The following is a 19,249-nucleotide window of genomic DNA, read 5'->3' as shown; positions in this document are numbered from 1 at the left end:
TATGGATTTTATGATGCAGGGAAATATGTAATTAAATCAGGTTGTTAGACGGTAAAAATGCCAATTTGCCAACAATCCGTACACAGGTTATCCACAGAACCTCAAATCACCGGCGTCTCGACCACCACCGGCTCCGGTGGCAGCGAACCCATGGCGCGTTGCTGGGCTTCGTTCCACGCGGCAGCGCGGTCATTCAGCGCGGCAATGGCCCGCGGCCCTTCCCCCTCGGCGTACATAGGTTCGCCAATCACCACGGTGATAGTTCCAGCACGCTTGGCCCAACCGGTCTTTGGCCAGAACTTGCCGGCGTTGTGGGCAATGGGCAACACAGGCAGGTGGGCATTGACCGCCAACGCGGTGCCGCCCCGGGAGAACTTGCCGACGGTACCGTAGGGCACGCGTGTACCTTCCGGAAAGATCAGCACCCACACACCGTCCTTGAGCAACTCATCACCCTTCTTGGCCACGTGCTTGAGTGCGGCCTTGGGGTTGTCACGGTCGATGGCGATCGGCCGCAACATGGCCATGGCCCAGCCGAAGAACGGCACGTACAGCAGTTCACGCTTGAGCACCTGGCTCAGGGGCGAGAAGTACGCCGACAGGAAGAATGTCTCCCAGGTGCTCTGGTGGTTCGACAGAATCACGCAAGGCTGGTCCGGGACGTTTTCCGCGCCCTTGACCTCGAAACGGATGTTCAGGAACACCTTGGTCAGCCACAACGCACAGCGGCACCAATAGACGTTGATGAAGCGATAGCGCGCCTTGAACGGCAGGAAGGGCGCGATAAAAAAGCTCAGGGTGCACCAGAGAAACGAGCTGGTGCCCAACAGCAGGTAAAAGAAGAAGGTTCTGATGGCCTGCAAAATCGACATGGCGGCATTTACCGTTGCGGGACAACGCCCGCCTGTTAAAAGCGCACTCCCGAACAGTCCTTGGTCAGGAAGTCGAGGGCGGCTAGTTGTTGATAAGTTCTGCGGCAACCGCCGCCAGATCGTCAAAAATCAAGGTGCCTACCGGCAGGTTTTTCGCCTGGGTCTTTTCGCCTTTCCCGGTCTTAACCAAAACTGGCTGAGAGTCGACGGCTTTGGCCGCCTCCAGGTCACCGAGGCTGTCCCCGACGAACCATAGCCCAGCCAGGGGCACGTTGTAATGTTCTGCAATGGTTTTCAGCATGCCAGGCTTGGGTTTGCGGCAATCGCAGCCCTCATCCGGCCCGTGGGGGCAGTACACCACCAGCCCCACCTCACCGCCCTGCTCGGCCACCAATGTGCGCAAGCGCGCGTGCATGGCGTCCAGTGTGGCGATGTCGTAATAGCCGCGGGCGATGCCGGACTGGTTGGTGGCAATGGCCACCGTCCAGCCGGCTTTGCTCAACTGCGCGATGGCCTCGATCGAACCGGGCAATGGAATCCATTCCGCCACCGACTTGATGTAAGCGTCGGAGTCGTAATTGATGACTCCGTCCCGATCGAGAATCAGCAGTTTCAACATGATCAGCCCAGTACGGAAATGTCAGCGATGTTGATGAACAGGCCGCGCAGACGCGCCAGCATGGCGTAGCGGTTTTTCCGCACGCCAGCATCTTCGGCATTGATCATCACCGCTTCGAAGAACGCGTCCACCGGCTCACGCAAGGTGGCCAGGCGTGCCAGGGCTTCGGCGTAGTTACGTTCGGCGATCAGCGGCTTCACCGCGTTTTCGGCCTTGGCGATAGCCGAGTTCAACGAAAACTCCTTGGCATCGGCGAACAGGCCAGGGTCGACATCGGCGTTGCCCAGGCCTTCGGCCTTGCTCAGCAGGTTCGATACACGCTTGTTCACGGCGGCCAGGGCATCGGCTTCCGGCAGCTTGCGGAACGCTTGTACGGCCTGTACGCGTTGGTCGAAGTCCAGCGCCGAACCCGGTTGCAGGGCACGTACCGACAGGTACACCGAAACGTCCACGCCTTCATCTTCGTAACGCGCACGCAGGCGGTCGAATACGAATTCGAGTACCTGTTCAGCCAGGCCGGTTTGCTTGACCTTGCCACCAAACTGGCCGACAGCGAACACCACGGCCTGGGTCAGGTCGAGGTCGAGCTTCTTGTCGATCAGGATCCGTAGCACGCCCAGCGCCGCCCGGCGCAGGGCATAGGGGTCTTTGCTGCCAGTAGGCAGCATGCCGATACCGAAGATACCCACCAGGGTGTCGAGTTTGTCGGCGATGGCCACGGCCGCACCGGTCAGGGTGGTCGGCAACTCGGCGCCAGCACCGCGCGGCATGTACTGCTCGTTCAGTGCCAGGGCGACATCGTCCGGCTCGCCGTCATTGAGGGCGTAGTAGTAACCGGCAACGCCTTGCATCTCCGGAAACTCGCCCACCATCTCGGTGGCCAGGTCGCACTTGGACAGCAGGCCGGCACGCGCGGCCCATGCCGCGTCACCCCCAATGCGCGGGGCAATGTAGGCCGCCAGCTTGGAAACCCGTACGGCTTTGTCGTAGACGCTGCCGAGTTTTTCCTGGAACACCACGTTTTGCAGGCGCAGGTTGAAGTCTTCGAGCTTCTGCTTCTTGTCTTGCTTGAAGAAGAACTCGGCGTCGGTCAGGCGCGGGCGCACGACTTTCTCGTTACCGGCGATGATCTGCTGCGGGTCCTTGCTCTCGATGTTGGCCACGGTGATAAAGCGCGGCAACAATTTGCCGTCCACGTCCAGCAGGCAGAAGTACTTCTGGTTGTCCTGCATGGTGGTGATCAGCGCTTCCTGCGGCACGTCGAGGAAGCGTTCCTCGAACGAGCACACCAGCGGCACCGGCCATTCAACCAGGGCGGTCACTTCGTCGAGCAGGTTTGGCGGCACGATGGCAGTACCTTCCTGCAGGCGGGCCAGCTCTTCGGTGCGCTTGCTGATCAGCTCGCGACGCTCATTGGCATCCGCCAGCACGTACGCTGCACGCAGGTCATCGAGGTAGTTGGCCGGCGCGGTGATACGTACGCTTTGCGGGTGGTGGAAGCGGTGACCACGGGAATCGCGGCCGGCTTTCTGGGCAAGGATGGTGCAGTCGATGACCTGGTCACCGAGCAGCATCACCAGCCACTGGGTCGGGCGCACGAACTCTTCCTTGCGTGCCCCCCAGCGCATGCGCTTAGGGATCGGCAGGTCGTTGAGGGAGTCTTCAACGATCGTCGGCAACAGGCTGGCGGTCGGCTTGCCCTTGATGACCTGGCTGAAACGCAGTTTCGGGCCGCTCTGGTCGATCTCGCTCAGCTCGACGCCACACTTCTTGGCGAAGCCCAGTGCGGCTTGCGTCGGGTTGCCTTCGGCGTCGAAAGCCGCCTGGCGTGGCGGGCCGTCGAGGTTGATGCTGCGGTCCGGCTGCTGGGTTTCCAGCGCGGTCAGCAACACGGCCAGGCGACGTGGCGCGGCGTAGACTTTTTTCGCGGCAAACTTCAGGCCGGCGGTCTGCAGGCCCTTTTCGATACCGGCCAGGAACGCATCGGCCAGGGTGTTCAATGCCTTGGGTGGCAGCTCTTCGGTGCCCAGTTCAACCAGGAAATCTTGAGCACTCATTGTGCAGCCTCCAGCTTAGCCAACACTTCATCACGCAGGTCCGGGGTTGCCATCGGGAAGCCCAGCTTGGCGCGTGCCAGCAGGTAGGCTTGGGCGACGGAACGCGCCAGGGTGCGTACACGCAGGATGTATTGCTGACGCGCGGTTACCGAGATGGCACGGCGGGCGTCCAGCAGGTTGAAGGTATGGGAGGCCTTCAACACCATTTCATAGCTCGGCAACGGCAGCGGCTGATCCAGTTCGATCAGGCGCTTGGCTTCGCTTTCATAGAAGTCGAACAGTTCGAACAGCTTCTCGACGTTGGCATGTTCGAAGTTATAGGTCGACTGCTCCACTTCGTTCTGGTGGAACACATCGCCGTAAGTCACTTTGCCGAACGGGCCGTCAGCCCACACCAGGTCGTAGACCGAGTCCACGCCTTGCAGGTACATGGCCAGGCGTTCAAGACCGTAGGTGATCTCGCCGGTCACCGGGTAGCACTCGATGCCGCCCGCTTGCTGGAAGTAGGTGAACTGCGTCACTTCCATGCCGTTGAGCCAGACTTCCCAGCCCAGGCCCCAGGCGCCCAGGGTTGGCGACTCCCAGTTGTCTTCGACGAAACGGATGTCGTGGACCAGCGGGTCCAGGCCGACATGTTTCAGCGAGCCCAGGTACAGCTCCTGGAAGTTGTCCGGGTTCGGCTTCAGTACCACCTGGAACTGGTAGTAGTGCTGCAGACGGTTCGGGTTCTCGCCGTAGCGGCCGTCAGTCGGGCGACGACTGGGCTGCACATAAGCGGCGTTCCAGGTTTCCGGGCCGATGGCCCGCAGGAAGGTAGCGGTGTGGAAAGTGCCGGCGCCTACTTCCATATCGTAGGGCTGAAGTACCACACAACCTTGCTCGGCCCAGTATTGCTGGAGGGCGAGGATCAAGTCTTGGAAGGTACGCACGGCTGGCGTAGGCTGGCTCACGAAATTCACCTGTTACTTGGGCTGCGATTTAAAGAGCGGGAGTATACCCGATTCGGCCGCGCCACCATCCCCTGGAGCCTTATGCCACGCTGCTTTTGGTGTTCTGAAGATCCGCTGTACATGGCTTATCACGATCAGGAGTGGGGAACGCCGCTGCGCGACGCGCAGGTTTTGTTCGAGTTGCTTTTGCTCGAAGGGTTCCAGGCGGGCCTTTCCTGGATCACCGTTTTACGCAAACGCGAGCATTATCGAAAGGTCTTGTTCGGTTTTGATGCGCAGCGGTTGGCGCGCCTGACCGACGCTGAGATCGAAGCGTTGATGCTCGACCCAGGCATTGTGCGCAATCGCTTGAAGCTCAACGCGACCCGCCGAAATGCCGCGGCCTGGCTGGCGCTGGAGGACCCCGTGGGATTGCTCTGGTCGTTTGTCGGCGGCGTGCCCAAGATCAATCATTTCAAGGACCGCAACGAAGTCCCGGCGATTACGCCGGAGGCTGAGGCCATGAGCCGTGCCCTGAAAAAAGCCGGTTTCACCTTTGTCGGCCCGACCATTTGCTACGCGTTCATGCAGGCTTCAGGCATGGTCATGGACCACACCCAGGACTGTGACCGTTACGCGGACCTGGCCAACGCCGGTTAGAATGCGCGCTTTGCGCACTACACACGATCAGGAGTGACCTGTGGAAAAGTTTAAAGGCGCCTTGCTGGTAGGCGCTCTTCGGTTGTTTGCCCTGCTGCCTTGGCGCGCGGTGCAAGCCGTGGGTTCGGCCATTGGCTGGATCATGTGGAAAACCCCCAACCGCTCCCGCGACACGGTGCGGATCAACCTCTCCAAGTGCTTCCCGGACATGGACCCGGCCGAACGCGAGCGCCTGGTGGGCCGCAGCCTGATGGACATCGGCAAGTCCTTGACCGAAAGCGCCTGCGCCTGGATCTGGCCGGCGCAGCGTTCCATCGACCTGGTGCGCGAGGTCGAGGGCCTGGAAGTGCTGCATGAAGCCCTGGCCTCAGGCAAAGGTGTAGTCGGTATCACCAGCCACCTGGGCAATTGGGAAGTGTTGAACCATTTCTATTGCAGCCAGTGCAAACCGATCATTTTCTACCGCCCGCCCAAGCTCAAGGCCGTGGACGACTTATTACGCAAGCAGCGCGTGCAACTGGGGAACCGCGTGGCCGCCTCCACCAAGGAAGGCATCCTCAGTGTGATCAAGGAAGTGCGCAAAGGTGGCCAGGTGGGCATCCCCGCCGACCCTGAACCGGCGGAATCCGCCGGGATCTTCGTGCCGTTCTTCGCTACGCAGGCGCTGACCAGCAAGTTCGTGCCGAACATGCTCGCCGGCCATAAGGCCGTCGGTGTGTTCCTGCATGCGCTGCGCCTGCCGGATGGCTCGGGCTACAAAGTGATTCTGGAAGCGGCGCCGGAAGACATGTACAGCACCGACACTGCTACGTCCTGCGCGGCGATGAGCAAGGTGGTGGAGCGTTACGTCGGCGCCTACCCAAGCCAGTACATGTGGAGCATGAAACGCTTCAAGAAACGCCCGCCGGGTGAGGCGCGGTGGTACTGACCCAGCGCTGACCCAAGGCCAATACAAAACCAAATGTGGGAGGGGGTAAGCCCCCTCCCACATTTGAGTTCCGCTCAAGCCTGGCGGTCGAGTTTTTTCAGGAATACCGCCATCTCTTTTTCGGCCTGTTTGTCGCCATGGGCCTGTGCCGCTTCAATGCCCTTCTCCCAGGCCTGTCGTGCAGCCGGATGATTGCCCAATCCGGCGTAAGACTTGCCCAGCAGCTTCCACGCCGCTGAATACTTCGGATCGAACTCGACACACTTGTGCAAATGCTCCGCCGCCTTGGCGTTGTCCTTCAAGTCCAGATAGCCCTTGCCCAGCCCAAAGCGCAGCAGCGCGTTATCCACACCCTTGGCGAGCATTTTTTCCAGGGATTCGAGCATGTCGGTCACTCCGGTTAATCAGAAAAAGCTCAACCCCACGTGGAACAGCTTCTCCACATCGCGGATATGTTTCTTATCCACCAGGAACAGGATCACATGGTCCCCGGTGGCGATCATCGTGTCGTCGTGGGCGATGATCACTTCTTCATCCCGAATGATCGCGCCGATGGTCGTGCCCGGTGGCAGGCCGATATCCCGAATGGCTTTGCCAATCACTTTGCTCGACTTCGAATCCCCGTGGGCAATCGCCTCGATGGCTTCCGCGGCGCCTCGGCGCAGGGAGTGCACGCTGACGATATCGCCACGGCGCACATGGGCAAGCAAGGTGCCGATAGTGGCCAGCTGCGGGCTGATAGCGATGTCGATATCGCCGCCCTGGATCAGGTCGACGTAGGCCGGGTTGTTGATGATGGTCATCACCTTCTTGGCCCCCAGCCTTTTGGCCAGCAGTGAAGACATGATGTTGGCTTCATCATCGTTGGTCAGGGCCAGGAAGATATCGGCGTCGGCAATGTTTTCTTCCATCAACAGGTCGCGGTCCGAGGCGCTGCCTTGCAGGACCACGGTGCTGTCGAGGGTGTCGGACAAATGCCGGCAGCGTGCCGGGCTCATCTCGATGATTTTTACCTGGTAGCGGCTCTCGATCGCCTCGGCCAAGCGCTCGCCGATCTGCCCGCCACCGGCGATGACGATGCGTTTATACGTCTCGTCGAGCCGACGCATTTCGCTCATCACCGCACGAATATTGGCTTTGGCGGCGATGAAGAAAACTTCGTCATCGGCTTCGATCACCGTATCGCCTTGGGGCAGGATCGGCCGGTCACGGCGGAAAATCGCCGCCACGCGGGTTTCCACATTCGGCATGTGTTCGCGCAGCTGGCGCAGTTGCTGGCCCACCAGCGGGCCACCGTAGTAAGCCTTCACCGCGACCAGTTGCGCCTTGCCGTCGGCGAAGTCGATGACCTGCAAGGCGCCAGGAATTTCGATCAGGCGCTTGATGTAGTGAGTCACCACTTGTTCGGGGCTGATCAACACGTCCACCGGGATCGCATCATTGTCGAACAGGCCGGCGCGGGTCAGGTACGCAGCTTCGCGAACACGGGCGATCTTGGTCGGGGTATGGAACAGGGTGTGGGCGACCTGGCAGGCGACCATATTGGTCTCGTCGCTGTTGGTGACGGCGACCAGCATGTCGGCATCGTCGGCACCCGCCTGACGCAGCACCGTAGGAAACGATGCACGGCCCTGCACAGTACGAATATCCAGGCGGTCGCCCAGGTTACGCAGGCGCTCGGCATCGGTGTCGACCACGGTGATGTCGTTGGCTTCGCTGGCCAAGTGTTCGGCCAACGTGCCACCGACCTGCCCTGCCCCGAGGATGATGATTTTCATCCGGTCACTCCCTTAAACCCATTCAGCCGCGTGCGGCGGCAATCTTGATCAGTTTGGCGTAGTAGAAGCCATCGTGTCCGCCTTGCTGTGCAAGCAGTTGGCGGCCATGGGGCTGCTTGATGCCGGCGCTCGTGGCGAGGTCCAGTTCGCGCGCACCGCTGGTGCGCGCAAGGAAGGCCTCGATGACCTCGGTGTTTTCGGTGGGCAACGTAGAGCAGGTGGCGTAGAGCAGGATGCCGCCGACCTCCAGGGTCGGCCACAGGGCGTCGAGCAGTTCGCCTTGCAGCACGGCCAGGGCGGCGATGTCGTCGGGTTGACGGGTGAGCTTGATGTCCGGATGGCGGCGGATCACACCGGTGGCGGAACACGGCGCGTCGAGCAGGATGCGCTGGAACGGTTTGCCGTCCCACCAGGTGGCGGTGTCGCGGCCGTCGGCGGCGATCAGTTCGGCGCTGAGCCCAAGGCGTGCGAGGTTTTCGCATACGCGCACCAGGCGCTTGGCTTCAAGATCGACAGCTACTACACCGGCCAGGTCCTTTTCAACTTCGAGGATGTGACATGTCTTACCGCCTGGAGCACAGCAGGCGTCCAGCACGCGTTGGCCGGGAGCCAGGTCGAGCAGGTCGGCGGCCAGTTGCGCGGCTTCGTCCTGGACGCTGATCCAGCCTTCGGCGAAACCCGGCAGGCTGCGCACGTCGGTGGCCGCTTCCAGCACAATGCCGTCGGTGCTGTACACGCATGGCGTGGCGTTGATGCCTGCGTTCGTCAGCAATTGCAGATACGCATCACGGCTGTGATGGCGACGGTTGACCCGCAGGATCATCGGCGGGTGCGCATTGTTGGCCGCGCAGATGGCTTCCCATTGCTCAGGCCAGAAGGCTTTCAGGGATTTCTGTAGCCAGCGCGGGTGTGCGGTGCGCACCACCGGGTCATGCTCCAGCTCGGCCAGCAGCGCTTCGCTTTCGCGTTGGGCGCGGCGCAGTACGGCGTTGAGCAGGGCCTTGGCCCAGGGTTTTTTCAGTTTGTCGGCGCAACCAACGGTTTCACCGATGGCTGCGTGGGCCGGCACGCGGGTATAGAGCAACTGATAGAGGCCCACCAACAGCAGCGCCTCCACATCGGCATCGGCCGCCTTGAAGGGCTTTTGCAGCAGCTTGGCCGCCAGCGCCGACAAGCGTGGCTGCCAGCGCGCGGTGCCAAAGGCCAGGTCCTGGGTGAAACCGCGATCACGGTCTTCGACCTTATCCAGCTGGGTGGGCAGCGAACTGTTCAGCGAAGCCTTGCCGTTGAGCACGGCGGCCAGGGCCTTGGCGGCGGCCAGACGCGGGTTCATTGGGCTACCGCCCCGAGGATCGTGCCCAGGGAAAATTTCTCACGGCGACTGTTGTACAAATCGCTGAAATTCAGCGCCTTGCCACCTGGCAATTGCAGGCGGGTCAGGCACAGTGCCTGCTCACCGCAGGCGACCAACAAGCCCTCTTTGCTGGCGCCGATGATTTCACCGGGGGCGCCTTTGCCGTTGGCCAGGGTGGCGGCCAGGACTTTCAAGGCTTCGCCACTGAGTGTGCTGTGGCAGATCGGCCACGGATTGAACGCACGCACCAGGCGCTCCAGCTCTACAGCCGGGCGGTTCCAGTCGATGCGGGCTTCGTCCTTGTTCAGCTTGTGGGCGTAGGTGGCCAGGCTGTCGTCCTGCACCTCACCCTGCAGGGTTCCGGCAGCGAGACCGGCAATGGCCTGGATCACGGCGGGCGGGCCCATCTCGGCGAGGCGGTCGTGCAGGCTGCCACCCGTGTCTGCGGCCGTGATCGGGGTGGTGACTTTGAGCAGCATCGGGCCGGTGTCCAAACCCGCCTCCATGCGCATCACGGTCACGCCGCTCTCGCTGTCGCCCGCTTCCACGGCGCGCTGGATCGGCGCGGCGCCGCGCCAGCGTGGCAGCAGCGAGGCATGGCTATTGATGCAACCGAGGCGCGGGATATCCAGCACCACCTGCGGCAAGATCAAGCCATAGGCCACCACCACCAGCAGGTCCGGTTTCAGCGCGGCCAGTTCGGCCTGGGCATCGGCGTTACGCAGGGTTGGCGGTTGCAGCACGGGGATGTTGTGCTCGAGCGCCAATTGCTTGACCGGGCTCGGCATCAGTTTTTGCCCGCGCCCGGCCGGGCGATCCGGCTGGGTGTACACCGCGACGATGTCATAAGGGCTGGCGAGCAGCGCCTTGAGGTGTTCGGCGGCGAATTCAGGGGTACCGGCAAAAACAATGCGCAGTGGCTCGGTCATGGGCGTTCTCGGTTAAAAGCAGTCACAAAAGAAAAAGGCTTGCCGCAGCAAGCCTTTGGAAGAAGGGCATCAAGCTTGCTGGCGATGCTTTTTTTCCAGCTTTTTCTTGATCCGGTCACGTTTGAGCGTGGACAGGTAATCGACAAACAGCTTGCCGTTGAGGTGGTCGCATTCGTGCTGGATGCACACCGCGAGGAGGCCTTCGGCGACCAGCTCGTAGGGGTTGCCGTCGCGGTCCAGGGCCTTGATCTTCACGCGCAGCGGGCGCTCGACGTTCTCATAGAACTCCGGCACCGACAGGCAGCCTTCCTGGTATTCGCCCATCTCGTCGGTCAGCGGCTCGAATTCGGGGTTGATGAACACCCGTGGCTCGCTGCGATCTTCCGACAGGTCCATGACCACGACACGCTGATGCACATTGACCTGGGTGGCGGCGAGGCCAATGCCCGGGGCTTCATACATTGTTTCAAACATGTCATCGACCAACTGACGAACCTTGTCGTCCACTACGGCCACCGGTTTGGCGATCGTGCGCAGGCGCGAGTCGGGGAATTCGAGGATGTTCAAAATAGCCATAAGCGTAATTGCTGCACATGTGAGGTAGAGGCAAATCGGCGTCGGGACGGACCCAGGCAGCCGGTGTGAAACGTTCGAAAGCCGCGAAGGCCAAGGCATTTCACGCGAACGCACATAATAAAGGAGATTCACCCCATGAGGAAATCGCTGCTCGTCTTACTGCTGTGGGCCCCCTTCGCAATGGCCTTGCTGCCACCGTCCGGCCAGCGCCTGGACCCCGCCACGCAACAGGCCATCCAGCGTTTTTTGTTACATAACCGTATTCTCGATTCGCCCCAGGACCTGGACAACGCGCCGTACATTGTCGCGGCAGACGCGGGGCGAGTGTTGGGCGCCAGTGGCGAGCGCGTGCATGCCAGGGGCGACCTGGATCCGACCCAGCCCAGCTATGGGATCTTTCGCCGGGGCAAGGTCTACACCGACCCCCAAACCCAGGAATGGCTGGGTATCAATGCCGACGATATCGGCACCGCACGCTTCATGATGGCCGGCGACCTCACCACCCTGGCTGTGCAACGGGTGACCCAGGAAGTGCGCCCCGGCGACCGCCTGCTGCGCAACCAGCCACCCGTTGAACTGGCCAACCTGGAGACGCCAACGGCGACGCCCTTTATCCAGGGGCAAATCATCGATATTCCCAAGGCCGTGAGCCAGATTGGCGTGCTGGACGCCGTGACCTTGAACAGAGGCCGCCGCGATGGTCTGGTCGAAGGCCATCTGCTAACGGTGATCAAAGCCGGTGCCAGCGTACGCGACGTCCTGACGGGCGCATCCGTGACACTTCCCGATGAGCGCGCCGGCACCCTGCTGGTGTTTCGCACCTATGAAAAGCTCAGTTATGGCTTGGTCCTCAGCGCTTCGCGTTCATTGGCCGTGATGGACCGTTTCGAGACTGCCCGTCAAACGCAATAAATAGCCTGCTAAATAAGTTACCAACAGAGTTATCCACAGCTTGTTCCGGTCAAGGATGATCCGATGTTTCCGATAAACCGCAGTGAAATTTCCCCGTCCGAACTGGAAGCGCGACTGCGCTTGCACAGGTTGCCGGAACTGGGTCCAAAGCGTTTTCGCCTATTGATCGAGGCATTCGGCTGCGCCTCGAAGGCGCTCAGCGCGCCCGCCAGTGCCTGGCGTTCCCTGGGGTTGCCGGCCATCAGTGGCGATGCCCGGCGGAGCCACGAAGTCCGCGATGGTGCCAGTGCGGCATTGGCGTGGCTGGGGCACCCGGCCCAGCATTTGCTGATGTGGGACCAACCTGAGTACCCCGCCCTGCTTGCCGAGATCGACGATGCACCGCCGCTGTTATTCGTTGCTGGCGACCCTTTTATCCTGGAAAAACCACAGCTGGCCGTGGTCGGCAGCCGCCGCGCTTCGCGCCCTGGAATGGACACTGCCGCCGCCTTTTCCCGCAGCCTGGCGAGCGCCGGTTTTGTCATCACCAGTGGCCTGGCCCTGGGCATTGACGGTGCGGCGCATCAAGCGGCATTGGATGTTGGTGGGCAGACAATTGGCGTGCTGGGCACCGGGCTCGAAAACTTTTATCCACAGCGCCACCGACGGCTCGCGGCGGCGATGATTGCCCAGGGCAGTGCCGTGGTTTCCGAGTTTCCACTCGATGCCGCGCCCCAGGCCGGTAATTTCCCTCGGCGCAACCGCATTATCAGCGGCCTGTCCCTCGGTGTGCTGGTGGTGGAAGCCAGCATGGCCAGCGGTTCGCTGATCACCGCACGGCTGGCGGCCGAACAAGGGCGCGAGGTGTATGCGATCCCGGGCTCCATCCACCATCCCGGGGCCAAGGGGTGTCACCAGTTGATCCGCGACGGCGCGGTGCTGGTGGAAACCATCGAGCACATCCTCGAAGGTTTGCGCGGCTGGCAGGCGTTGTCGCGCCCCGCGCCGATGCCGGTCACTCATCCGCTGGTGGCGTTGCTGCATGCGGCGCCCCACACCAGCGAAGCCTTGGCGATTGCCAGCGGGCGCCCCTTGCCAGAGCTACTGGCTACCCTGACCGAGCTGGAGCTGGAAGGTCAGGTGATCTGTGAAAGTGGGCGCTGGCTCGCGCGCTGCTAGGTTTTGTAACGAAGATCGGTAAACTGCGCAGAGCTTTAGTCCGGAGAGTGAGCAATGGTCAACAGGTGGCGTGTGCTGGAAGCCGCACGAGAAATTCGCGCAGGCGCGGTGATTGCCTATCCAACCGAGGCGGTCTGGGGCCTGGGCTGTGATCCGTGGAACGAAGACGCAGTGGACCGACTGCTGGCGATCAAGAACCGTTCGGTGGACAAGGGCCTGATCCTGGTGGCGGACACTATCCGCCAGTTCGATTTTCTCTTCGAAGATTTCCCGCAGGAATGGATCGACCGCATGGCCAGCACCTGGCCGGGGCCGAATACCTGGCTGGTACCCCACCAGGATTTGCTGCCGGAGTGGGTCACGGGTGTGCATGACACCGTGGCGTTGCGGGTCAGCGATCATCCGTTGGTGCGGGATTTGTGCGCGCTGGTGGGCCCGCTGATCTCGACCTCGGCCAACCCCCAAGGGCGCCCGGCGGCGCGTACGCGGATCCGGGTGGAGCAGTATTTCCGTGGCCAGGTCGACCTGGTATTGGGGGGCGCCCTGGGTGGGCGCAAGAACCCCAGCTTGATTCGCGATTTGGCGACCGGTGAGGTGGTGCGGCCTTCTTGAGACCTCGTCGCGGCCATCGGGAGCAAGCCCCCTCCCACATTTGACCGTGGTGTCATGACGGACAGGGTTCAAATGTGGGAGAGGGCTCGCCCTCGAAGAGGCCCTCAAGGCAACAGAATGGTCGACCCCGTGGTGCGCCGCGCCGACAACTCGGTCTGGGCCTTCGCCGCCTCCGCCAGCGGGAAGCGCTGGTTGATATCAATGCGCACCTTGCCGCTCTTGATCATCGAAAACAGATCATCCGCCATCACCTGCAGGTTCGCCGGATTGTTGGCGTAGGTCGCCAGGGTTGGCCGCGTCACGTACAGCGAGCCTTTGGCTGCGAGTATCCCCAGGTTCACCCCATCCACCGCGCCCGAGGCATTGCCAAAGCTCACCACCAGACCGCGTGGCGCCACGCTGTCCAATGAGGTCAGCCATGTGTCCTTGCCGACGCCGTCGTACACCACGGGCACCTTTTTGCCGTCGGTCAATTCCAGCACGCGTTGTGCGACGTTTTCCTTGCTGTAGTCGATGGTCTCCCAGGCGCCCAGGGATTTGGCCAGTGCGGCTTTCTCCGGCGAGCTGACGGTACCGATCAGCTTCACACCCAGGGCCTTGGCCCATTGGCACGCCAGGGAACCCACGCCACCGGCAGCGGCGTGGAACAGGATGGTTTCGCCCCCCTTCAACTCATAGGTCTGGCGCAGCAGATACTGCACGGTCAGGCCTTTGAGCATGGCGCCGGCGGCCTGTTCGAAGCTGATGTCGTCCGGCAGGTGCACCAGGTTGGCGGCGGGCAGCACGTGCAATTCGCTGTAGGCGCCGAGTGGGCCACTGCCGTAGGCCACGCGGTCACCGACCTTGAATTGGGTGACCTCACTGCCCACCGCATCGACGATACCCGCGCCTTCCGCACCCAGTCCCGATGGCAGGGCCGGCGGCGTATACAACCCGCTGCGGTAGTAAGTGTCGATGAAGTTCAGGCCAATGGCTTTGTTAAGCACTCGAACCTGCTGCGGTCCTGGCTCAGCCGGCGTGTAGTCCACATATTCAAGTACTTCAGGGCCGCCGTGGGCGCTGAACTGGATTCTTTTGGCCATCTGCACTTCTCCTGAGGTCGAAATCGCGTAGCCCCCTATCGGACTCCTAAGCTTGATCTTCGTCAACAGCGACGCACCTAAGTGCAGTGGTATGCAGGTGCAGTGGTATCCTGTGCGCCCATTTGCCGCCGACGCCGCATGGCCTCGCGTAGCTTTGCCCGATTCAAGGTGATGCCATGACTACCCGCACCGAGGCTGTAAAAGCCTACCTGCTTGACCTGCAAGACCGCATTTGCAGCGCCCTGGAAACCTTCGAGGCGGACACTCGTTTTATCGAAGACGCCTGGACCCGGCCAGCCGGCGGCGGCGGTCGCACCCGTGTGATCGAAAACGGTTCGGTGATCGAAAAAGGCGGCGTCAATTTTTCCCACGTGTTTGGCAGCGGCCTGCCACCGTCCGCCAGCGCGCACCGCCCCGAGCTGGCCGGTCGCGGTTTTGAGGCCCTGGGCGTATCGCTGGTGATCCACCCGCACAACCCTCATGTGCCGACTTCCCATGCCAACGTGCGTTTCTTCATCGCCGAAAAAGAAGGCGAAGAACCGGTGTGGTGGTTTGGTGGCGGTTTTGACCTCACGCCCTACTACGGCAACGAAGAAGATTGCATCCACTGGCACCGCGTCGCCGAGCAGGCCTGTGCGCCGTTTGGCCCGGATGTGTATTCACGCTACAAAGCCTGGTGTGACACCTACTTCCATATCAAGCATCGCAACGAACCGCGCGGCATTGGCGGCCTGTTCTTCGATGACTTGAACGAATGGGACTTCGACACCTGCTTCGCTTTTATCCGCGCCATCGGCGACGCCTACATCGATGCGTACCTGCCCATTGTGCAGCGTCGCAAAGCCATGGCTTATACCGCGCAACAACGTGAATTCCAGGAATTCCGCCGTGGTCGCTACGTGGAGTTCAACCTGGTCTACGACCGCGGCACCCTGTTCGGCCTGCAATCGGGTGGGCGTACCGAATCGATCCTCATGTCGCTGCCGCCGCAAGTGCGCTGGAGCTACGACTGGAAAGCCGAGGCCGGCAGCGAAGAAGCGCGCCTTACCGATTACTTCCTGCAAGACCGCGACTGGCTCGGCGTTGCTACGCCTAAGGCGGCGGTTTGATGGATCGTTATGTGGTGTTTGGCAACCCCATCGGCCACAGCAAGTCGCCGTTGATTCACCGCATGTTCGCCGAGCAGACCGGCGAGCAACTGGACTACAGCAGCTTGCTCGCGCCGCTGGAGGATTTCATCGGTTGTGCCCGTGAGTTTTTCCAGCATGGCCGTGGTGCCAACGTCACCGTACCGTTCAAGGAGGACGCCTACCGCCTGGCCGACACCCTGACCGAGCGCGCCGAGCGTGCCGGCGCGGTGAACACCTTGAGCAAGCTGGCCGATGGCAGCTTGCTGGGCGATAACACGGATGGCGCCGGCCTGGTGCGCGACCTGACGGTCAACGCCGGGTTGAGCCTGCAAGGTAAACGCATCCTGTTGCTCGGCGCCGGTGGTGCGGTACGTGGCGCATTGGAGCCATTGCTGGCCGAGCGACCTGCCTCATTGATCATCGCCAACCGCACGGTGGAAAAAGCTGAAATGCTCGCCGAATTGTTCGACGACCTGGGCCCGGTGTCTGCCAGTGGTTTCGATTGGCTGCGTGAGCCGGTGGACGTGATCATCAATGCCACGTCCGCCAGCCTGTCAGGCGATGTACCGCCGATTGCCAGTAGTTTGATCGAGCCGGGCAAGACGTTTTGCTACGACATGATGTACGCCAAGGAACCGACCGCGTTCTGCCACTGGGCCACCCAACAGGGCGCGGCAGTGGCGATGGATGGCCTGGGCATGTTGGTGGAGCAGGCGGCGGAAGCGTTCTTCCTGTGGCGTGGTGTGCGGCCGGATTCGGCGCCGGTGTTGGCCGAGTTGCGCCGCCAGTTGGCCTGACACTCAACAAACTGTGGGAGGGGGCAAGCCCCATCCCACCTGTTTAACCGTATTCAGTCTTCAAAATGGATGGGGCATTGGTCGGCCCCTTCCAGTTTTTTCAACTCCTCCACCACCTGCGGCCTGGCGCGGCGCAGTGTCAGGCTACGCCCCAGCCCTCTTAAGCGACGCGCCTCCTGGTGCAGCATCTCCACCCCGGAATAGTCGATAAAGTTGATCTGCTGCGCCTCGATCACTACCCGTACACCCTGCAAGCTTTGCAAGCGCACTTGCAGGTAATGGCTGGCGCCAAAGAAAATCGACCCGCCGACGCGCAACACATCTTCGTCCCCGTCACGCCATTGTTGAACCCGTGGCTGGGACGTGCGCTTGAGGTAGAAAAACAACGACGCCAACACCCCCGCATAAATCGCCGTTTGTAACTCCAGAAGCAAGGTGGCGACGCAGGTCAGGCTCATCACTACGAATTCTGCCCGGCTCACGCGGAACAACGCGCGAATACCCCGACGATCCACCAGGCCCCAGGAAATCAGCAAGATGCTGGCGGCCATGCTTGGGATCGGAATATGCGCGATCAGTGCGGCGCCGAACAGCGCAAACAAGGCCACCCATAAGGCGGAAAACACCCCTGCCAACGGCGAACAGGCGCCCGCCTCATAGCTGAGGCCAGAGCGGGTGAAGGAACCGGCTGACAAATACCCGGAGAAAAATCCACCAACGATATTGGATAAACCCTGCGCACGAACTTCCTGGTTGGCATCGAGCAGTTGTTGCGAGCGAGCTGACAGCGAACGGGCAATCGACAGGCTGGTCACCAGCCCCAGCATGCCCACCGCAACGGCGCTGGGCAGCAGGCGCAGGATCATGTCCGGATCCAGCGGCAACGGGCTGAACGGCGGCAGTTTGCCGATGAACGCGCTGACCCGCGCCACATGCCCGAACATCCCCGGCCACAGCCATGCCGCCAGGCTACCCAAGGCCAGCGCGATCAGCAGCGTTGGCCAGCGAGGCACAAGGTATTTGAGCAACGCGCCCACCAGCAAAGTGCCGAGCCCGAGGGCGAGCGATGCGTGGTCCCATTCGCCGCTATGGTGGATCAGTGCGAGCAGGCTATTGATTGCCGTGGCCTGGCTCGGCAAATCCAGGCCCAGCAGGTTAGGCAACTGCCCCAGGGCAATCACCACGGCGGCGCCCAGGGTGAAACCCAGCACCACCGAATGCGAGACGAAGTTCACCAGCGCGCCAAAGCGCAGCATGCCCAGCAACCACTGGAACAGCCCGGCCAGGAATGTCAGCAACAGGATCAGGGTGATGTAGTCCTGAGACCCGGGCACGGCCAACGGGCTGACGCTGGCGTACAGCACAATGGAAATCGCCGCCGTAGGGCCACAGATCAAGTGCCAGGACGAGCCCCAGAGGCAGGCGATCAGTACCGGGATAATTGCGGCGTACAGGCCGTATTCGGCGGGAAGACCGGCAATGAGGGCGTAGGCAATCGACTGCGGCAAGGCGAGGACGGCGCCGCTGAGCCCGACCATCGCGTCCCGACCGACGCTGGCTCGGGTTTGACGCGGCAGCCAGCTCAGGAAGGGGAAGAGTGTGTGGCGGTTGGGCCTGTGCATCGCAAACTCGGATAGAAAGGTTCGGGGCAGATTATCAGGTTGTGGCGAGCGGACTTGTTGTGGTGATCGGGCTTGTTGTGGCGAGCGGGCTTGCCCCGCGTTGGGGCGCGAAGCGGCCCCAAAACCAGACGCTCCAGATCCCACGGTTAGGATTGCGCGGCCTTCACTGGGGCTGCTGCGCAGCCCAACGCGGGGCAAGCCCGCTCGCCACAACAAGCCCGATCACCACAACAAGCTCGTTTGCCACAGAAAGTCAGCTTGTCAGAGCAAGCAAGCCTGTCACGAGGCCCCTCTCCAAAGGGCGGAGGTGTCATCTAGAGTTTGGCTTTTACCGCTGGCAACGCATCCTGGCCATCCACGGTTTTCACGCCATCGAGCCACTTTTCCAGCACTGCCGGGTTGGTCTTGAGCCACGTCTTCGCCGCATCCGCGTTGCTGACCTTGTTGTTGACTACCTCAGCCATGATGCTGTTCTCCATCTCCTGGGTGAAACTCAGGTTGGTCAGCAGCTTTCCAACATTCGGGCAGGCTTGTGCATACCCTTTACGGGTCAGGGTATACACGCTGCCGGTGTCACCGAAGTATTTCTCGCCGCCTTTGAGGTAGTGCATTTTCAACTGCACGTTCATCGGGTGTGGTGTCCAGCCGAGGAAGGTGACGAAGCGTTGTTTCTTCACGGCCCGTGACACTTCGGCGAGCATTGCCTGTTCGCTGGACTCGATCAGCTTCCACTGGCCCAGCTCGAAGTCATTCTTCTTGATGATTTCCTGCAACGAGATATTGGCCGGCGCACCGGAGCCGATCCCGTAGATCTTCTTGTCGAACTTGTCGGCAAATTTGTTCAGGTCGGCAAAGTCATGCACCCCGGCGTCCCACACATAGTCCGGCACGGCGAGGGTGAACTCGGTACCGTCGAGGTTTTTCGCCAGTTGCACCACCTCGCCATTGGCCACGAACTTGTCATAGAAGCCCTGCTGCGCCGGCATCCAGTTACCCAGGAACACATCCACCTGGCCGTCCTTGAGCCCGCCAAAGGTAATCGGCACCGCCAGGGTGTCGACCTTGACCTTGTAGCCCATGCCGTTCAACAGAAAACCAGTGATGGCATTGGTGGCGGCAATGTCGCTCCAGCCCGGATCGGCCATTTTTACCGTGTCACAGCTGGTGTCCGCATACGCATTGGCGCTACTCAGCACCAACATGCCCACTACCGCAGTCAACTTTTGCATGGCCT

19 protein-coding genes are annotated in these 19,249 nt (G+C 61.6%); 7 read left to right on the top strand and 12 right to left on the bottom strand.

Going from position 1 to position 19,249, the window contains the following annotated elements:
- Positions 1 to 101 precede the first annotated feature (101 nt).
- The 4 genes from QU606_RS32680 to glyQ all read right to left on the bottom strand — a co-directional run bounded on the left by QU606_RS32680 (position 102) and on the right by glyQ (position 4,498).
- Positions 102 to 872: a 1-acyl-sn-glycerol-3-phosphate acyltransferase gene (locus QU606_RS32680; RefSeq protein ID WP_024072561.1), complete on the bottom strand. Its 771-nt coding sequence runs from the start codon at positions 870 to 872 to the stop codon at positions 102 to 104.
- A gap of 82 nt (positions 873 to 954) precedes the next feature.
- A complete protein-coding gene (gene gmhB / locus QU606_RS32675; protein WP_172831391.1) occupies positions 955 to 1,494 on the bottom strand; it encodes a D-glycero-beta-D-manno-heptose 1,7-bisphosphate 7-phosphatase in 540 nt (179 codons plus the stop codon).
- Positions 1,494 to 3,548 carry a glycine--tRNA ligase subunit beta gene (glyS, locus tag QU606_RS32670; RefSeq protein WP_024072563.1) on the bottom strand — a complete coding sequence of 685 codons (2,055 nt, stop codon included), beginning with the start codon at positions 3,546 to 3,548 and terminating at the stop codon, positions 1,494 to 1,496. The genes gmhB and glyS overlap by 1 nt, the downstream gene beginning before the upstream one ends.
- Positions 3,545 to 4,498, bottom strand: coding sequence for a glycine--tRNA ligase subunit alpha (gene glyQ / locus QU606_RS32665; protein WP_003213601.1), 954 nt, complete (start codon positions 4,496 to 4,498; stop codon positions 3,545 to 3,547). Before glyQ ends, glyS begins: the two co-directional genes overlap by 4 nt.
- A gap of 81 nt (positions 4,499 to 4,579) precedes the next feature.
- Between glyQ and QU606_RS32660 the strand changes: the two genes are divergently transcribed.
- Both QU606_RS32660 and QU606_RS32655 read left to right on the top strand, forming a co-directional pair.
- The gene (locus QU606_RS32660; protein WP_304998007.1) at positions 4,580 to 5,137 is read left to right on the top strand and encodes a DNA-3-methyladenine glycosylase I; all 558 of its coding nucleotides are present in this window, start codon (positions 4,580 to 4,582) and stop codon (positions 5,135 to 5,137) included.
- 40 nt (positions 5,138 to 5,177) lie between these two features.
- Positions 5,178 to 6,065, top strand: coding sequence for a lysophospholipid acyltransferase (locus tag QU606_RS32655; RefSeq protein ID WP_017848962.1), 888 nt, complete (start codon positions 5,178 to 5,180; stop codon positions 6,063 to 6,065).
- Between the two features lie 74 nt (positions 6,066 to 6,139).
- On the opposite strand, the gene QU606_RS32650 is transcribed toward QU606_RS32655, so the two are convergent.
- The 5 genes from QU606_RS32650 to def form a co-directional block, all read right to left on the bottom strand.
- On the bottom strand, positions 6,140 to 6,451 hold the full coding sequence (locus QU606_RS32650) for a tetratricopeptide repeat protein (protein ID WP_024072566.1): 312 nt from the start codon (positions 6,449 to 6,451) through the stop codon (positions 6,140 to 6,142).
- 18 nt (positions 6,452 to 6,469) lie between these two features.
- The gene (trkA, locus tag QU606_RS32645; RefSeq protein ID WP_024072567.1) at positions 6,470 to 7,843 is read right to left on the bottom strand and encodes a Trk system potassium transporter TrkA; all 1,374 of its coding nucleotides are present in this window, start codon (positions 7,841 to 7,843) and stop codon (positions 6,470 to 6,472) included.
- A 22-nt stretch (positions 7,844 to 7,865) separates the two neighbouring features.
- Complete coding sequence (gene rsmB, locus QU606_RS32640) at positions 7,866 to 9,176, bottom strand: 16S rRNA (cytosine(967)-C(5))-methyltransferase RsmB (RefSeq protein WP_304998006.1); 1,311 nt, start codon at positions 9,174 to 9,176, stop codon at positions 7,866 to 7,868.
- On the bottom strand, positions 9,173 to 10,126 hold the full coding sequence (fmt, locus tag QU606_RS32635; protein ID WP_069077290.1) for a methionyl-tRNA formyltransferase: 954 nt from the start codon (positions 10,124 to 10,126) through the stop codon (positions 9,173 to 9,175). The genes rsmB and fmt overlap by 4 nt, the downstream gene beginning before the upstream one ends.
- A gap of 69 nt (positions 10,127 to 10,195) precedes the next feature.
- Positions 10,196 to 10,702 carry a peptide deformylase gene (gene def, locus QU606_RS32630; RefSeq protein WP_024072570.1) on the bottom strand — a complete coding sequence of 169 codons (507 nt, stop codon included), beginning with the start codon at positions 10,700 to 10,702 and terminating at the stop codon, positions 10,196 to 10,198.
- 135 nt (positions 10,703 to 10,837) lie between these two features.
- On the opposite strand from def, the gene QU606_RS32625 reads away from it, so the two are divergent.
- From QU606_RS32625 to QU606_RS32615, 3 genes are all read left to right on the top strand, one after another.
- Entirely contained in the window at positions 10,838 to 11,614 is a 777-nt protein-coding gene (locus QU606_RS32625; protein WP_304998005.1) for a peptidoglycan-binding protein, read from the top strand.
- Between the two features lie 63 nt (positions 11,615 to 11,677).
- Positions 11,678 to 12,772 (top strand): DNA-processing protein DprA, encoded by a 1,095-nt coding sequence (gene dprA / locus QU606_RS32620; RefSeq protein WP_024072572.1) that lies wholly within the window; start codon positions 11,678 to 11,680, stop codon positions 12,770 to 12,772.
- A 54-nt stretch (positions 12,773 to 12,826) separates the two neighbouring features.
- Complete coding sequence (locus QU606_RS32615; protein WP_024072573.1) at positions 12,827 to 13,384, top strand: L-threonylcarbamoyladenylate synthase; 558 nt, start codon at positions 12,827 to 12,829, stop codon at positions 13,382 to 13,384.
- A gap of 104 nt (positions 13,385 to 13,488) precedes the next feature.
- On the opposite strand, the gene QU606_RS32610 is transcribed toward QU606_RS32615, so the two are convergent.
- Complete coding sequence (locus QU606_RS32610; protein WP_277378922.1) at positions 13,489 to 14,466, bottom strand: NADPH:quinone reductase; 978 nt, start codon at positions 14,464 to 14,466, stop codon at positions 13,489 to 13,491.
- Between the two features lie 176 nt (positions 14,467 to 14,642).
- On the opposite strand from QU606_RS32610, the gene hemF reads away from it, so the two are divergent.
- Together hemF and aroE are read left to right on the top strand one after the other, a co-directional pair.
- Positions 14,643 to 15,575: an oxygen-dependent coproporphyrinogen oxidase gene (gene hemF, locus QU606_RS32605; RefSeq protein ID WP_024072575.1), complete on the top strand. Its 933-nt coding sequence runs from the start codon at positions 14,643 to 14,645 to the stop codon at positions 15,573 to 15,575.
- Positions 15,575 to 16,393, top strand: coding sequence for a shikimate dehydrogenase (gene aroE / locus QU606_RS32600; protein ID WP_168233014.1), 819 nt, complete (start codon positions 15,575 to 15,577; stop codon positions 16,391 to 16,393). The genes hemF and aroE overlap by 1 nt, the downstream gene beginning before the upstream one ends.
- Before the next feature lie 53 nt (positions 16,394 to 16,446).
- Here the strand turns inward: aroE and QU606_RS32595 are convergent, their stop codons facing one another.
- Both QU606_RS32595 and choX read right to left on the bottom strand, forming a co-directional pair.
- Positions 16,447 to 18,015 (bottom strand): SulP family inorganic anion transporter, encoded by a 1,569-nt coding sequence (locus QU606_RS32595; protein ID WP_024072577.1) that lies wholly within the window; start codon positions 18,013 to 18,015, stop codon positions 16,447 to 16,449.
- A gap of 314 nt (positions 18,016 to 18,329) precedes the next feature.
- Entirely contained in the window at positions 18,330 to 19,244 is a 915-nt protein-coding gene (gene choX, locus QU606_RS32590) for a choline ABC transporter substrate-binding protein (RefSeq protein WP_024072578.1), read from the bottom strand.
- Positions 19,245 to 19,249 lie beyond the last annotated feature (5 nt).

It is taken from the genome of Pseudomonas sp. OVF7 (genome assembly GCF_030644265.1).
Classification (GTDB): domain Bacteria; phylum Pseudomonadota; class Gammaproteobacteria; order Pseudomonadales; family Pseudomonadaceae; genus Aquipseudomonas; species Aquipseudomonas gorinensis.
This window is presented reverse-complemented; position numbering and strand designations above follow the sequence as displayed.

Coding starts and splice junctions, on each gene's coding strand:
- QU606_RS32615 (WP_024072573.1), top strand. CDS start 12,827: ATGGTCAACAGGTGGCGTGTGCTGGAAGCCGCACGAGAAATTCGCGCA.
- QU606_RS32625 (WP_304998005.1), top strand. CDS start 10,838: ATGAGGAAATCGCTGCTCGTCTTACTGCTGTGGGCCCCCTTCGCAATG.
- QU606_RS32680 (WP_024072561.1), bottom strand. CDS start 872: ATGTCGATTTTGCAGGCCATCAGAACCTTCTTCTTTTACCTGCTGTTG.
- def (WP_024072570.1), bottom strand. CDS start 10,702: ATGGCTATTTTGAACATCCTCGAATTCCCCGACTCGCGCCTGCGCACG.
- choX (WP_024072578.1), bottom strand. CDS start 19,244: ATGCAAAAGTTGACTGCGGTAGTGGGCATGTTGGTGCTGAGTAGCGCC.
- QU606_RS32610 (WP_277378922.1), bottom strand. CDS start 14,466: ATGGCCAAAAGAATCCAGTTCAGCGCCCACGGCGGCCCTGAAGTACTT.
- aroE (WP_168233014.1), top strand. CDS start 15,575: ATGGATCGTTATGTGGTGTTTGGCAACCCCATCGGCCACAGCAAGTCG.
- QU606_RS32595 (WP_024072577.1), bottom strand. CDS start 18,015: ATGCACAGGCCCAACCGCCACACACTCTTCCCCTTCCTGAGCTGGCTG.
- trkA (WP_024072567.1), bottom strand. CDS start 7,843: ATGAAAATCATCATCCTCGGGGCAGGGCAGGTCGGTGGCACGTTGGCC.
- QU606_RS32650 (WP_024072566.1), bottom strand. CDS start 6,451: ATGCTCGAATCCCTGGAAAAAATGCTCGCCAAGGGTGTGGATAACGCG.
- fmt (WP_069077290.1), bottom strand. CDS start 10,126: ATGACCGAGCCACTGCGCATTGTTTTTGCCGGTACCCCTGAATTCGCC.
- dprA (WP_024072572.1), top strand. CDS start 11,678: ATGTTTCCGATAAACCGCAGTGAAATTTCCCCGTCCGAACTGGAAGCG.
- QU606_RS32660 (WP_304998007.1), top strand. CDS start 4,580: ATGCCACGCTGCTTTTGGTGTTCTGAAGATCCGCTGTACATGGCTTAT.
- hemF (WP_024072575.1), top strand. CDS start 14,643: ATGACTACCCGCACCGAGGCTGTAAAAGCCTACCTGCTTGACCTGCAA.
- rsmB (WP_304998006.1), bottom strand. CDS start 9,176: ATGAACCCGCGTCTGGCCGCCGCCAAGGCCCTGGCCGCCGTGCTCAAC.
- glyS (WP_024072563.1), bottom strand. CDS start 3,548: ATGAGTGCTCAAGATTTCCTGGTTGAACTGGGCACCGAAGAGCTGCCA.